General features: G+C 37.9%; 6 protein-coding genes. All 6 read left to right on the top strand.

The window, feature by feature from the left end; translation table 11 throughout:
* Positions 1 to 48: 48 nt before the first annotated feature.
* Positions 49 to 1,437 (top strand): tRNA uridine-5-carboxymethylaminomethyl(34) synthesis GTPase MnmE, encoded by a 1,389-nt coding sequence (gene mnmE, locus M0G43_RS08935; RefSeq protein ID WP_248025169.1) that lies wholly within the window; start codon positions 49 to 51, stop codon positions 1,435 to 1,437.
* Positions 1,438 to 1,762: 325 nt separating this feature from the next.
* Positions 1,763 to 2,212: a hypothetical protein gene (locus M0G43_RS08930; RefSeq protein WP_248025168.1), complete on the top strand. Its 450-nt coding sequence runs from the start codon at positions 1,763 to 1,765 to the stop codon at positions 2,210 to 2,212.
* A 299-nt stretch (positions 2,213 to 2,511) separates the two neighbouring features.
* Positions 2,512 to 3,822 (top strand): hypothetical protein, encoded by a 1,311-nt coding sequence (locus M0G43_RS08925; protein WP_248025166.1) that lies wholly within the window; start codon positions 2,512 to 2,514, stop codon positions 3,820 to 3,822.
* A 130-nt stretch (positions 3,823 to 3,952) separates the two neighbouring features.
* Positions 3,953 to 5,416 (top strand): gliding motility-associated C-terminal domain-containing protein, encoded by a 1,464-nt coding sequence (locus M0G43_RS08920; protein WP_248025164.1) that lies wholly within the window; start codon positions 3,953 to 3,955, stop codon positions 5,414 to 5,416.
* A gap of 1 nt (position 5,417) precedes the next feature.
* On the top strand, positions 5,418 to 8,108 hold the full coding sequence (locus M0G43_RS08915) for a type IX secretion system membrane protein PorP/SprF (RefSeq protein WP_248025162.1): 2,691 nt from the start codon (positions 5,418 to 5,420) through the stop codon (positions 8,106 to 8,108).
* A 73-nt stretch (positions 8,109 to 8,181) separates the two neighbouring features.
* Positions 8,182 to 16,383: a T9SS type B sorting domain-containing protein gene (locus M0G43_RS08910; protein WP_248025159.1), complete on the top strand. Its 8,202-nt coding sequence runs from the start codon at positions 8,182 to 8,184 to the stop codon at positions 16,381 to 16,383.
* The last annotated feature ends 6 nt before the right edge of the window (positions 16,384 to 16,389 follow it).

Genomic DNA, 16,389 nt, shown 5'->3' with positions numbered 1-16,389 from the left:
AATATATTCATTAAATGTATACACCTCATTTTTGTATACTTTTGTTTTATGGATTATAACGATACCATTATTGCACTTGCCACGCCATCTGGAGTTGGCTCTATAGCCGTAATTAGAATTTCAGGAAAGGAAGCTATTTCAATTTGCAACCGTTTTTTTAATTCGGTTTCCGGCAAAGATTTGATAAGGCAAAAAACTCATACGATTCATTTAGGACACATTCTAGAAAATGATCGCACGCTTGATGAAGTTTTGGTTTCAATTTTTAAAAATCCTAATTCATATACAGGGGAAAATGTGGTTGAAATTTCTTGTCATGGAAGTATATATATTCAACAAGAAATTTTACAGCTTTTTCTACGAAACGGGTGTAGAATGGCCACACCGGGTGAATTCACATTAAGAGCGTTTTTGAATGGTAAGCTCGATTTGAGCCAGGCAGAAGCAGTTGCCGACTTAATTTCAAGTGATAGTGCAGCTTCTCATCAAATTGCGATGCAACAAATGCGTGGAGGTTTCTCTTCTGAAATTGCAAAACTTCGAGAAGAGCTGCTCAATTTTGCCTCGTTGATTGAATTGGAACTTGATTTTGCTGAAGAGGATGTTGAGTTTGCTGACAGGACACAATTTAGGGAATTGATAGATCGAATCATTTTTGTCCTAAAGCGTTTGATTGATTCATTTGCGGTAGGGAATGTCATTAAAAATGGAATTCCGGTTGCTATTGTTGGTGAACCAAATGTTGGTAAATCGACATTACTAAATGCACTATTGAATGAAGACAGAGCGATTGTTTCAGAAATAGCCGGAACCACCAGAGATACCGTTGAGGATGAAATTTCTATCGGAGGAATTGGTTTTAGATTTATAGATACGGCAGGAATTAGGGAAACTAATGACGTGGTTGAAAGTATTGGTATCAAAAAGACTTTTGAAAAAATCGATCAATCGCACGTTGCTATTTATCTATTTGATAGTTCGAAGGGCATAGTGAATCTCAAACAAGTCAAACAAGAGATAGAGAAGATTCGAAATAGGTATCCGCAAAAGCCATTGATAATAATTGCTAATAAAATAGATATTCTGACGGATCTTCAATTAGATAATTTACAAAAGGAAATTCCAGATGTTTTACTGTTGTCAGCTAAAAAAAGAGTTGGTATTGAGCGTTTGACAGATTTATTGCTTAACCTTATTAACACTGGTGCACTTCGTAATAACGAAACCATTGTTACTAATACACGCCATTATGATGCGCTATTGAAAGCGTTTGAAGAAACACAAAAAGTTAAGAATGGACTCGAAATAGGACTTTCGGGAGATTTATTGGCCATAGATGTTCGTCAGGCATTATATCATTTTGGTGAAATCACGGGGCAAGTTTCTAACGATGAACTTTTAGGTAACATTTTCGCAAACTTTTGCATCGGGAAGTAAATGAATACATACTCAATAGTTATTCATCCAAATAATTCGGTTATTGAAGAAGTGAGGCAAAGGAAAAAATTATTGACTTTTAATATAGGTTGGTATGCCAGTTCTAATTCTTTAGCACAAGGGACACTTTTTTAATATGTCCCAATATTTTATTGATACCCTTTAATTTTTATGTTATTTAAATACTTGTTTTTCAAATGTTAATGAATAAGAAGTTGAATTTACTTAAGCATAAAATTTAAATTTTATTAAAAAAATCGACAAAACGCTTGCTTTTTTCGTTTAATTACATAAATTTGCGATATTCAACCCTTAAATCTTAACTATGAAAGCTAAATTTACTCTAATTGGTTTCTTGTTTCTACTTATTGTAGGTTCAGCATTTGCTCAAAAAAATGAACCTCAAAGCATTATCAGTGGAAAGGTATCAATCGCTAAATATCATGATCGCGATGAGTTGGACAAAATGCAAAAAGGTCAATTGTTGGATTTGTACAACGAAAGGATAGAGGTAATTGTAAAAATTTTACCAAATATCGCTTTTGCAACCAAACCTGGAGTGACTATGAGTACACTTGGGATTCCTGACACAAAAGAAAACCGTAAAGCATTGGAAGATAACATTCAGGCATCAAAAACCTATTTTGATAGTACCATTGAATTTCAAAGAAAAGTTTTGCCTTATTCGGACAAGTCAAATTTAATTGCTGCTATATTGTTTTATGAAGAGACTCTGAAATCATTACACACCTATAACGAGTTCAATCGAAATTAATTGAAATAACCAAATTCAATTTACTGTAAAGCTTTGTCAAATTGATGAGGCTTTTTTTTTTAATGAATGTGTAAGGTTAGCTTTTGGATTTTGTCATGAAACTATTTTTGAATGTCATCAGAAAATTCATACTAAGAATTAAGTGATATTATCAAACAATATTTATTTGTAAGAAAATTATTCTAAATAATAAAAAAAATATGCATTTCATCGATATTATTTGTATTTCGTAGGATTTAGTTATAAGTTTGATTCAAATAGTTAATGGAAACCCCTAATCTGAAAACTAAAAACTTACTATGAAAAACTCTACTCAACTTTTTTGTTTGTTACTATTAGTTGTTGGCAACCTGTTTGCTCAACAAGAAAAAGGTATAATAGGTACTACCAATTGGTTGAATTCTTGGACGGAATTTAGACCAAATAATGTAGATTATGGTGAGCCTACCCAAATCTTAAGTGGCAATATCACAAAAGATACTAAACTCTATAAAAGAGACACCTATTTATTATTGGGAAGCGTATTTGTGACCGACAGTGCCACACTCACTATTGAACCTGGAACTGTTATCATTGGTGATTTTAAGACCAATGGCTCTTTGACCATTAGCAAAGGATCTAAAATAATCGCTGATGGGATGGAGACCGACCCGATTATATTTACCTCTAACCGAAGTGTAAAAAAAGCAGGAGATTGGGGTGGAATCTTCATTCTTGGAGATGCTCCTATCAATAAATTTGGAAACACTTCCGCAGTAAATTTTGGTTTGAAACCCACATCTTATGAACATATCAGTTATGGAGGAAACAATCCCAAAGCTAACTCTGGGATATTAAGATATGTCAGAATTGAATTTGCAGGAAAAAGAACAAAGGATTTCGGATATTTTAATGCACTCACATTGGCGGGTGTAGGAAATGGAACAAAGGTAGAAAATGTAATGGTTAGCTACTGCGAAGGGAATTCATTTAACGTTATCGGAGGTGAGGTCGTTATGGATAAAATGGTTTCCTACAGATCGAGCAGTAATGATTATGAGTTCAACTTTGGTACACAGTGTAGAATCACCAATTCTTTAGCCATAAGATCACCATATGTATCTGGTGCAGATGGGTCTCGTTGTATGTATGTTGCTTCGTATGATAAAAAAGAGGAAGTGGATTTAACGAAAAAAGGAACTTCTGTTGATGCTGAAAACCTGACCTTGGTTAACATTTCTGAAGATTTGGCTTCGGATATCAAAGTTGGATTGGTTAAAGAAGCTTTATACATAGCTCAAGATGCATCACTTAAGATGAACAAAACCGTAATATCTGGTTTTTATCCAGCAGTTATTTTGGACAGTAATATCACTGTCAACAGTAAAAATTTGGAAAAAATAAAGTTCAGTGAAATGTATTTTAACAACTGCAAAGGAAATATTTTCACAGAACATAATTCCAATAATGCTGATTTGGAAAACTGGTATGGCAATCGAGCATTTTTTAACGTCTATTCAAAAGGAGCTGATTCAGAGACCTTTATTGATGCCAAAAACTCTAAACGTCCAGATTTTAGGTTGAGAATCAATAAAATCATTGCCTCTAACGATTACGATCCAGAAGATTAATATTTAATAAAACTTATTGAGATAGCAGTGACTCGTTTGATGAAATCATTACGGGTTTCACTGATTAAATGGAATAGATATAAAGCACAGTTATTCAAAAGTTTGCCCCAATTTGATAAAACCAAGCTTAATGCAAAAAACTACTACATTAAAAAAACTATACTTTTTGACCTGTTTGTTTGTCCTGTTGATTTCAGGACATACTAGCGCTCAAATTGTTATTGGTGCGCCTAATCTTGGCTTCAGTCAGGCTTGTGCGAGTAGTTCTTTCAATACCTATAATGTTACTTTTGTTTTTTCTCCCGAATCAGCTGTTGGACCAACAAATCAATTTTCCATTGAAATGTCTGACGCAACAGGAAATTTTTCAAATGCAACAGTCGTTTTCACATCAAATCCTGGCGCTGTAACAACATCTCCAGCTACCTTGAGTTTTTCCTTGCCTACAACCACTGCAGGTGAAGGTTACAGATTACGAATTAAAAGTTCTGCTCCAGTGGCTACAAGTTCGGGTTCAGCCACTTTTGCGGCTTATTACAAGAGTCAAGACAGTCCATTTACAATCAATAATTTGGTGTCTACGGCAGCATACTGTTCAGGCGGAAGTTATTTATTGACTATTGATAATCCAGGTTTTGGCGACAATGACTCGCCTTTGAACTATCCTTCTTTGACATTTAAATGGTATAAAGAAACTGGTCCTACAACATCAGTCTTTGTGGCCGATGGACCAACACTGACAGTTGATCAACCGGGAACCTATTTTGCAAGAACCAATTATGGAACGTGTACATCAAACTCATTCTCAAATCGTGTAGCCATAAGCGAAGCGGTTTCAGGAGAAGCAAATGCCACTATTTCTTCTAGTTTAGGAAATCCGTTTTGTCCAGAGCAAGGAATGACAACCTTGAGTACGCTTGGTGGCAATAGCTATCAATGGTATAAAGATGGTGTTTTGATTCCGGATGCTAACGAACAAATGTACCAAACAGATGAATCAGGAACCTATTCAGTTCAGGTTGATTTGGGAAGCTGTCAAGCATCAGGCTCAATCGTTTTGGAAAGCGAAGGTTTTTCGAGCGATATCAATGTTTCTGAAGAAAATGAAATGGAAATAGGAGAAACCTTAACCGTTTTTGTCACTACTGATGCCATTGATGCAGAATTTGAATGGTACTTAAACGATGTGTTGATTCCTGGCGCAGAAGATGATACTTATGAGGCGTCTGAATTTGGTGATTATAAGGTAATTATTTATCAAACGTCGGGTTGTGTGGTTTCTAAAGAGATACTTTTTTCTATCAGTGAACCTGTAGATCCATTTCCGGATGTTGCAAATATCCCAAATGTGATAAGTCCGAATGGTGATGGAGTGAATGATACTTGGGTAATACCTACACAATATGTAAGTGGAACAAACACTGAAGTGATGATTTTGACGAATAGAGGAGAGGTTGTGTTTCAAACCAATGATTATCAGAATAATTGGCCGCAAAATCAACTGAACTTAACAAGTGTCAACCTTGTTTTTTATTATATCATAAAACCACCAAATCAAAAAGAAAAGAAAGGCTCCATCACGATTATAAAATGATATGAAGAGTTATTTATTGACCATAGCGTTATTCATCTGTTCCATATGGATGTCCTACTCCCAAGAAGAAGACGGAGTGGTTGCGCTTGCATTGCCAATAAGAAATTCTTTGACTTTTAACCAATATGCTTTTAATCCAACCTTTAGTTTCGTAAGACAACAAACAAAATTCATCAGTATCACAAATAAAAGAGAGTGGGTTCAGTTTGAAGACGCACCTCAAACACATTTGGCAAGCTATTCAGGTCGATTTGCAGAAAATATAGGTGCAGGAATCGGATTGTTTCAGCAAAATTATGGTGTGTTGACCACTTTTGGAGGCGTTTTGAATTTTGCATACAACGCCCGATTGGATAGAGATAGCAATTTGACTTTCGGTTTAAACATTGGTGCTTATAAAAGTGGCATTAATGACGGAAGAGTGGTCACAAACTTTCCAGATCCTTCATTGGAGAATATTCCTTCTCACTTTTTACTTACTGTAAATCCAGGAATCAATTACGGAACAGCATTTTTGGATTTTGGTGTTTCCGTTAACAACTTGGCACTGTACAATATCAATTCTTCCGAGCTTATTGAAGACAATCCTGAACAAAGTATTCAGGCACATATGATGTATACTGGTTATATAGACAGCTCTGGCTTTTTTGATGAAAGCAAATTCACAGCTTTATTAAGGTCAGATTTTAAAAAGGATAAAACCGTTGTATCTGGAATTGCGATGGTAACTGTTCCCAAAGGAATTTGGGCGCAAGTAGGATACAACAACTTATATGGCGCATCAGGAGGTCTGGGAATCAATATCACAAAAAATATTGCCATTGAATATAATTTCGAGAAGGCTCTTGGTGCTTTGACCGATTTTGGTCCATCTCACGAAATCACATTGGCTTACAGGTTTGAAAACAATAACAATTATGATTATGGTGGAGATGATGAAGTGGCAGGATTGATTTCATCTGAAAAACGAAGAAAACCGGTTTCAAAAATATCAAAAGTTGAAGCAGAAGCAAATAGAAAATTGGCTGCGGAAAATAGAGCTCAAGCTAAAATTGAAGCGGAAGAGAGAACCGAAAAAGAGGCGCAAGCAAAATTGGCTGCCGAAAATAAGGCTAAAGCCGACGCAGAAGCTAGAGCAAAAGCACTAGAGGAAGATAAAGCAAGAGTAGCTACTGAAACTAAAGCGAAAGAAGAAGCTAAAGCCAAACAAGAGGCCAAAGCGAAAGCACAAGAAGAGGCTGCACGATTGGAAGCAGAAGTTCTTGCCAAAGAAGTGGCAGAGGCTAAAGCTAAAATAGCAGCGGAAAACAAGGCAAAAGCAGAAGCAGAAGCTAAAGCTGCTGCAGAACAAAAGGCAAGGGAAGAAGCCCAAGCTAAAGCAGAAGCGGCAAGATTGGCAGAACAGGCACGAGTTGAAGAAGAAACACGTAAAAGAGAGGCTGCGGAAGCTCAAGCTAAAATTGAAGCAGAACAAAAAGCCAAGGAAGAAGCTGAACGATTGGAAGCTGAAGCACAGGCAGAAGCTGCAAGGCTAGCGGAAGAAGCAAGATTGACAGAAGAAAATAGGCTAAAAGCAGAAGCTGAAGCAAAAGCAAAAGAAGAAGCGGTACAGAAGGCGAGGGAAGAAGTTCAAGCTAAAGCGGAAGCTGAAAGGTTGGCAGAGGAAGCCCGAATTGCAGAGGAAACACAAAAAAGAGAAGCTGCTGAAGCCCAAGCTAAACTTGAGGCCGAACAAAAAGTGCAGGAAGAAGCTTCGCAATTAGAGTCTGAAGCCGAAGCTAAAGGTAACAAGGATTCACAAGAGTTGTCTGTTGTACCAACCGATGAATTGGGTGTCTCAATGACATCTGTAGAAAAGCAGGCAGAAGATTCGGAAAATCGTCAAACAGAGTTATTAAATGAGTTCAGACAGGCGATTGCGGTGAAGAATCAAGATTTAAAAGATTTGAAGGAGGAGAATGATTTGAGTGATCAAGGCATCTTTATGGAGCCAAAACCATTCAAAAGTCTTACTGCCGAAAACAACGCTTTGGAAGCTTTAAAAACGGATTTGGATGAGGTAATTGCTACAAGAAATGAGCGAATCAAAGAGTTGGAAAGATTATACGATGAAAGATTCAGAATTATTCCTTTGGAAAATGACGAAGTCAATCTGTACTATAAAAACACCATCAAACGTCTTAAAGCAGAGCAATTGACAGCTATTCAAACCAAGGCAACTTTGACATCAAATTTGGAGCAAATTAAAGAAGCTACAGAGTTTGAGCGAAAACGACGTATCAAACGTGCTGCTTATGACAGTGAAGAGGATAGATATCAGCAAGATAGAGCGGCTTTGAGCATCATTAAGCAAAACACCAAATTGGCAACAACACCATTGAAAACTGAAGATTTTGATTTTGGCCAAGAGCAAAGTAGTAATATTCAGATTCTTAAAAATGTCAAAAATGTAGACAATGGATATTATATGATTGTAGCAGTCCATAATGATAAAGACAAACGTGATGATTTTGTAACCAAAGTGGTGGCATCAGGACGCAGAGATATAGATTTCTTTTATGATGTTAATACCAGTAAATATTATATCTACTATCAGAAATTTGATAGTATAGAAGAGGCGAACAATGCATTGTCGTCAAAAGGAGATAGACCATATAACACAAAAATGTCAATAGTGAAAATTGAAAATTAATATAAATAATTGAGGCCCAAAACATTTTCGCCAACGCCCTTTGGAGAAAATGTAACCACCAAATCTTAAGACCATGAAAAAACCTACTTTTTCTAGATTAGCTCTTCTTGCTTCATTCCTGTTTTTGGGTATGCAAGCATTTGCCCAAAACTATGTGCCTTTTACTCCTAGATTCAATCAGGATTTAAAGGGTGATATAATTTTGATAGGAAACAACATCCTGGGGCCGAGCAACAACGCTTTTAACGATAATTCTGTTTATAATCACAATGTGGATATGAGATATATCGATATTGATGGAGATAATTCTACATTCAGTTCGTCAAGCGCAGACTTGGATATCCCAAATCCTAATTGTTATCGAATTAAATATGCAGGATTGTATTGGGGAGCTGTGACGAGTGGCCCGGAATCAATTACCAATGTAAAATTTAAAGGACCTACAGGCGGTTATCACGATGTTACGGGTACTATTGTTTATGATGCAAATGGTACTGCCACTGGGCAAAGTTTTCCTTATTCGTGTTACGCAGATGTAACTGATATCGTAACGGGTCTGGCTAATAACCTTGGAACTTATACTATTGCGAATGTTTCAAGTGCACAAGGTGCAACCGGAACTTTCGACCCCTACAACGGTACTGGTTATTCGGCTGGTTGGTCTCTTTTCGTTGTATATGAAGATCCAACACTTCCAGGAAAATCCATTACAAGTTTTGATGGTTTTAGTGCCATCAGTAGTTCTGTGAATGTGGATATACCAATTTCTGGTTTTAGAACCATTCCTGCACCAGCGCCTGTAAGAGCAAATTTTGCTTTTGCAACATTGGAAGGTGACAAACCAATCCAGAACGATCGCTTGGTGCTCAATGGCATACCAATGTCAGCTGCAGACAGACCTGCGAATAACTTTTTTAATAGTTCGGTGACGCAATTGAGTGCTTTACCAGTCACAACACGGAATCCAAACAGTACCAATACGCTTGGTTTCGATACCGGTGTGATGCATGTTCCAAATCCAGGAAATACAGTCATTGCAAATGATGCCACATCGGCATTGGTGCGGTTGGAGAGTAACCAAGACGTGTATTTTCAATATTTCTTCGCTTTTGCGGTTGAAATTATAGAGCCAAATATTGTCCTCACAAAAATTGTAGAGGATGACTTGGGCAACAATATTGGAGGTCAAACCGTAGGCTTGTCTCAACCTCTGAATTATGTTATAGGATTTCAAAACACTGGAAATGATAATGCCACTAACTTTCAGATTAGGGATATCCTTCCTATAAATATCATTTTTAATTATCCTACCGATTTGGTATTGCCTCCTGGTGTTACGGTGGCAAGTTACAATCCAGCAACAAGGGAAATTATATTTGATATTGAAGATTATTTGGTTGAAGAAAATGACCCTGTCTATGAAATTAGAATAGAGGTTATGACCGTTGAAACTTGTAATCAATTGGCTGATGCGTGTTCTAATATTATTAACAATCAAGCTTTTGCTACCTATAATGGATTTTTCAATCCCAACTTTCAAATTACTGATGATCCGAGCTTTAGCAGTAATACTGGATGCTTGATTACACCGCAAGCCACCAACTTTCTCGCGGATTTGGATGATTGTACTTTTTCCGAAAATATTGTATTGTGTGGTAGTAGTGTGACTTTAACAGCAGCAAATGGATATGATTCTTATTCATGGTCTACAAATCCATCAGGAAACCCTGTAATTGGAACCACTCAATCTATAACCGTAACATCGACAGGAACATATTATGTACATAATACGGCAACGGCGCCATGTCAATCTATCGTTCAAGAGTTTGAAGTTGGTATTTATGGAGGAAGTATTCCAAATCCTGTGATTCCATTTGCGGATGAAGTTGTGACTTGTCCTAATGATGGAAAATTATTGCCGTTAATATTTTTGTGTGGTGCCAATGATTTTAGGGACATTACAACGAATATATCTGGAGCAACTTCAATTATATGGGAACAGTTGGATGAATCGAGTTGTGCTGCTGTTTCAAATGCCGATTGTGCCAATGAGAATCCTTCTTGTACTTGGAATCAAGTTGCTACAGGTCCAAACTTTACAGCCAATACATCTGGTCAATTTAGATTGACAATAAATTATGAAGGTGGATGTTTCAATCAATTTTATTTCAACGTCTATCAGAATTTATTGAGTCCTACGGTAACAGCGACAGATATAATTTGTACCACGCCCGGAAGCATTACAGTAAATGGCGTGCCTTCAGGATATGAATACAGTATTGATGGTGTTAATTATCAATCTAGTAACGTATTTTCTGTAAACACCCCTGGAATCTACACAGCCTACATAAGACAAGTGGGAGTACCAACAAACCCTTGTGTGTTCACCGTGCCTGATGTTCAAATAAGGGAACGTAATTTTACGGTTTCTACCATCGTAAATCAACCACTTTGTCACGGAGATAAAGGAACGATTAGGTTGGCTGCCAACGATGTTCGTCCGCAATATTTTTTCTCGATTTATAACGGAGCCACATTGGTAAACAGTGTAGGACCTATCAATGCAAACAATTATACGTTTGCCAACTTAAATCCTGGTACTTATACTACAAATGTTTCTACAGAAGATGGATGTGAGTATACTGGAACTGTTACCATCGCGGAGCCACCATTATTGACCGTTACAGCTGCAGTCACAAGTCCGTTGACGTGTACTGATGGTGAAATAACAATATATCCAGTGGGAGGAACGCCTCCCTACTTTTACTTTGTTAACAGTACCACAGATTTCCAGACGGTTCCAGAAATAATAGTTACGGCTCCTGGAACTTATAATATTATGGTAGTGGATGCAAATAACTGTAGTGCCACAACTACTATTGAGGTGGATTCAACACCTGCACCAGAATTTACCCTAGCTACGACAGACATTGAATGTTCGGGTAGCAATAATGGAAATATTACCATTAACGTTTCGAATGCCAATGGAAGTTCTATTAGATATAGTATCGATGGAGGAACAACATTCTTTAATTCACCAGTATTTAATGGTCTTTCACAAGGTGATTATGACGTTGTTTTGGAGTACACATTAGGCGGTTCGATCTGTTTGACTGATCCACAAACAGTAACTATCAACTCAACTTCAGGTGTTGAAGGAACAGCAACATTGACAGCACCATTCACTTGTTCATCTAACGGAACAATTACTGTTTCAAATGTAACTGGTGGAACACCTCCTTATACCTATAGTATTGATGGTGTTAATTTCCAAAATGGAACATCTTTTTCAGGATTGACAAGTGGAACATATACCATTACAATAAAAGATAGTAGTGGATGTACTTCAATAGCAGATGTTATCACGATTGATGCCTTAAATCCACCAACGGATATGACATTTAGCAGTTCTCCTGTAACGTGTCCTACCAACACAGCGGATATTACTGTTGCTAGTGTGACGGGTGGAGTAGGAACTTTGGTATATCAAATAATTGCTCCATCATCAGCTGCAACTTCATATCAGACTTCAAATGTGTTTGCTGGTTTATCTCCTGGAACCTATACATTTCAGGTTAGAGATGAAAATGACTGTGTTTACAGTGAATCATTTACCATTTCACCGCTACCTCCTTTGACTGTAAGTACTGTTCTTACAAAAGATTTGGATTGTACCTCGTCACCAGATGCAGTTATTACAGGAACCATTTCAGGCGGAACACCACCATTTACCTATGCAGTCTCTTTTAATGGAGGCGCATATTCGTCTTTGGGAGCAACAGGTTCACCATTCACATATGCAACAGGAACTTCGGGAACTTATCAATTTCAAATTACCGATGCTAGTGGTTGCGTTGTGGAATCTGGAACACAAACCGTTCTTCCACTGTCACCTCCAGCATTAAGTTTGGTAGCACAGACTCAAGATATTTTATGTAATGGAAATTCCAATGGAGCAATTCAAGTAACAATTGACACATCTGTAGGAACACCACCATTTGTGATCAATGTTTATAACGATACCACAGGAACAGATTTTGGTACACAAACCTCTGGCTTACCTGCAGGAAGTTATACTGTTACGGTCACTGATGCAAAATCTTGTACAGCCACAGAAACTGTTGTAATCGATCAACCAGATCCAATTATTGTTAATTACCATACTGTTGACATCACTTGTACTGCAGCTGGTGTTTCTCAAGGCTCAATCATTATTGATGCTGTTACAGGTGGAACTGCTCCTTATAACTATTTTGTAACGGGAACTAATGGCTATTCAAATTCAGAATTGAACGCCACAGGTTCTACATCTGTTACTTTTGATGTGGTTGATTTTGGATTATATCAAATAAATGTCGTTGATGCCAATGGATGTTCGGTGTTGTTTCAAGATGTGCTTGTGGCATCACCGCCAACCGATTTGGATATCAATATTGAAACAACGGTTGATTGTTTATCAGGTGGAGAAGCTACTGTAAGTATAGGTTCATCATTGCCGAGTGCAGGACCATTCTTCTTTAGCATCTATCAAGGACCATCTTCTGTATATCCAAATCCAGCAGGCACTTGGATTCCTGAAGATTCACCAGGAAGCCAGTCAGCAACATTTACAGGTTTGACTCCTGGTGTGGTTTATACTTTTATCGTGTATGATGCCTCAACCAATTGTAGTTATTATGAGCCTGCGGCTGCTCCAATTCCTACCAACTCAACTTTAACAGCCACAGCAGTAACTGCAAATAACATTACGTGTACAGGAAGTGCTGACGGAAATGTTTCGTTTACGGTGAATAGCGTTTATGGCTCTGCAACAAATATTTCTTATGAAATTTTTGATTCGTTGTCATTAAATACCACTGGCGTGAGTGGAACAGGAGTAGTTCCTGCCAATGGTTCTCTAAACGTTACAAATTTAGGACCGTTGCCATTTGGTAATTATTACGTACTCATAACCGAAACATCTGGACCTAACAATGGTTGTGGAGTGGTGACTGTTCCATTTAATATCACAGAATCAGCGATTCCTTTAAGTTTGACAACTTCGGTAGATCAGAATGCAAATTGTAATGCAAATTCGGGTGTTATTAGTGCTGTTGGTCAAAATGGAACGTCTCCTTATCAATATCAGATTACAACGACAGCTACTGCACCTGCTGCAAATGATACTTTGTGGGCATCTGCAAGTGTATTCAATACGGATGCAGGAAATTATTACGTTCACGTCATTGATGCCTATGGATGTATTGTTACAAGTCCAGTAGTTGTGTTGCCTGCTGATCCATCGCCAGTAATTTCTGGCACTGTTACTAATCAGTGTACTGCAACTGAAGGTTCATTCGAAATTGAGGTAACATTAGATTCTGCAGGAATGTCTCCTTATAGTTTCAGCATTGATGGTGGCGCATTTCAAACAAGAGTACCACCTTTCACAGTTTCTAATTTAACTTCAGGTGCACATACTGTAGAGATTAGAGATGTCAACGGATGTGGTAACACTATTACGATCAACATTGCACCACCATTGGATGTAACACCATCTGTAACGACTGTTCCAAGCTGTAACAATGATGATGGTGTCATCACAGTTACAGGTTCGGGAGGCACTGGTTCCTATTCTTACGCCATCAGTCCAAATCCAGCTTCTATTAGTTTAGCAGGTAATGTGTTTTCTGGTGTGCCATCGGGATTATATACGATTTCAATCACGGATAACAATACATTATGTACGGAAGAGGTTGAGGTGTCTTTGCCAACGGCAGTTCCTCCAACATTTACAACGACATCGACTCCTGTAATTTGTTTCGGTGATAATTCAGGCTCATTTACCATCAACGTGAATGGTTATTCTGGACCTTATACTTATGAAGTTTTCAATACTTCAGGAGTTTCGGTTTTGGGCCCTGTTGCTACCAATACATCGACCAATCCTGAAACTGTATCAGGAATGACAGCCGGTTCTTACACAGTTGTCATAACAGAAACGGCAAGTCCATTTTGTTCAGCGACTTCAACAGTGATTATTTCGTCACCAGCAGAACAACTGGTATTGGCTGCTTCAGAAACCTCCAATGTCACTTGTGATAATAATCTTGGAACCATTTCAGCAATTGCTATAGGTGGTTGGGGAAGTTATGAGTACGAATTGACAGGTGCTGCCACTGTGGCTTACTCGTCAAACGGAACATTTACTGATTTATCGGCAGGAAATTATACTGTGAATGTTAGAGATGCACAAAATTGTATTGCTTCTGTGAATGTGACACTATCGGTTCCAAATCCAATCACTGCAATGTTCACACCAAATACAACTTTGTTGTCTTGTTTTGGTGATCAGGATGCATCCATTATTGTGACGAATGTTTCAGGTGGACAAGGTGGAAATTACACTTATACCTTAAATAGCATATTGCCAACACCAAGTTCTTCTGGACCTCAAACATCCAATGTGTTTAATGGTCTTGGTGAAGGAACGTATAATGTAACTATCACAGACGGATATAATTGTGAGATGACATCAACGGATATCGTCATCACGCAACCTACGCCTATTCAAGCTAATTTGGTAGTGACAACTACTCCTACTTGTTTAACGCAAGCAACTTTGACCTTGAGCGCATCAGGCGGAACTGGAAATTATACCTATAGTAATAACAGTAATTTTTCACCTGTTTTAGGAACATTTACATCATCTGTCACCTTTTCTGTTCCAGCCGGAACTTATGAGTATTATGTGAGAGACGCGAATGGTTGTGTGGCCAATGTTTCCAATGAAATCACCATTGATGAACTTCCAGAGCTGACTATTGATTTGACTGCAAGTAACCCAACCATCAATTGTGCTGGTGATAATACAGGTTCTGTAGTAGCTGATGCTCAAGGTGGTTTAGGCAATTATGTTTACACACTTCAAGATTCGGCAGGCAATGCAATTCCTGCAACTCAAAACAGTCCTGGTGTATTTACGCAGCTTGTAGCTGGAACATATATTGTAAATGTGTTAAGTGGTGATTGTGAGGAAACTTCTGCTCCTGTTACCATTACAGAGCCATCTGCTCCATTAGAGGCGACATTCAACATTAGCAATGTGTCTTGTAGCGGAAGCAACAATGGTTCGCTTGAAATTCTTGCAACTGGAGGCACAGGTATTATTAAATATGCTATTTCTCCTCAACTGAATCAATTTTTTGAAACCAATGTGTTTGAAAATTTGGCTCCTGGTAATTATGATGTGATTGTTCAGGATATTTTGGGTTGTTATCTAACTTTCAATTTTACCATTACCGAACCTGCACCTGTCATAATCAGTATTGTGGCCGACAGTATGTTCCCAGAAGTTTGTGAAGGTGATGCTTTGGGTGAATTTAGTATTGATATTTCTGGAGGGACAGCGCCTTATAGTGTGAATCTTGATAATTATGATGGCACTTACACCACAGGGACTTTGACACAAACACAATTTGATTTTACAGGATTGGGTGGAGGAGACCATACTGTTTTTGTTCGTGATGCTGAAGGTTGTGAATCTGAATGGAACATTACATTCCCTGAATCTGTGACCATTAACCCATTGATTGAAGTAGAGAATTTATGTGAAAACAACGTTGGTACAAATATGGTGGTTGTTACTGTAGATGAAAGCAATACAGACCTTTCGCAATTGGATTATTCGTTGGATGGAGGACCTTATCAGTCAAGTAATATCTTTACAAATATTCCAGCCGGCGTTGACCACTTTATCAATGTAAGGCATACTAATGGTTGTATACAAACAACAGAGTTTTTTGATATTGATGAAATTCAACCTGTGACTATAACGTTGAGCGAAGGTGATTTGAACGAAATCATCGCAAACGCAAATGGTGGCTCTGGGGATTATACCTACACATTCAATGGTGAAAATTACGGAACTACCAATGAATTCATCATTACAGAATCAGGAACCTATACCATTGCCGTCACTGATAGTTGGGGTTGTATGGCGAGTGCCTCTCTGTACTTGGAGTTTGTTGATATCTGTATTCCAAATTATTTCACACCAAACAATGATGGTGTTACTGATGGCTGGGCTCCTGGTTGTACAGATAACTATCCAAACTTGGAATTCGACATTTTTGACCGATATGGCCGTAAAGTGGCGACCTATCGAGTTGGTGAGTATTGGGATGGAAAATACAACAACAGAGAATTGCCAACAGGTGATTACTGGTATGTGGTGAGACTGAACAGTTCCACGAACGACCGTGATTTTGTAGGTCACTTTACACTCTATAGATAATAAATG

It is taken from the genome of Subsaxibacter sp. CAU 1640, from assembly GCF_023156585.1.
Taxonomy (GTDB): Bacteria; Bacteroidota; Bacteroidia; order Flavobacteriales; family Flavobacteriaceae; genus JBPOFM01.
Note: the sequence above shows the minus strand (reverse complement) of the source record. Positions and strands in the feature narration are given on the sequence as shown.

Bases quoted from the DNA above. Each gene is read 5' to 3' on its own strand.
- mnmE (WP_248025169.1), top strand. From the start codon at position 49: ATGGATTATAACGATACCATTATTGCACTTGCCACGCCATCTGGAGTT.
- M0G43_RS08930 (WP_248025168.1), top strand. From the start codon at position 1,763: ATGAAAGCTAAATTTACTCTAATTGGTTTCTTGTTTCTACTTATTGTA.
- M0G43_RS08925 (WP_248025166.1), top strand. From the start codon at position 2,512: ATGAAAAACTCTACTCAACTTTTTTGTTTGTTACTATTAGTTGTTGGC.
- M0G43_RS08920 (WP_248025164.1), top strand. From the start codon at position 3,953: ATGCAAAAAACTACTACATTAAAAAAACTATACTTTTTGACCTGTTTG.
- M0G43_RS08915 (WP_248025162.1), top strand. From the start codon at position 5,418: ATGAAGAGTTATTTATTGACCATAGCGTTATTCATCTGTTCCATATGG.
- M0G43_RS08910 (WP_248025159.1), top strand. From the start codon at position 8,182: ATGAAAAAACCTACTTTTTCTAGATTAGCTCTTCTTGCTTCATTCCTG.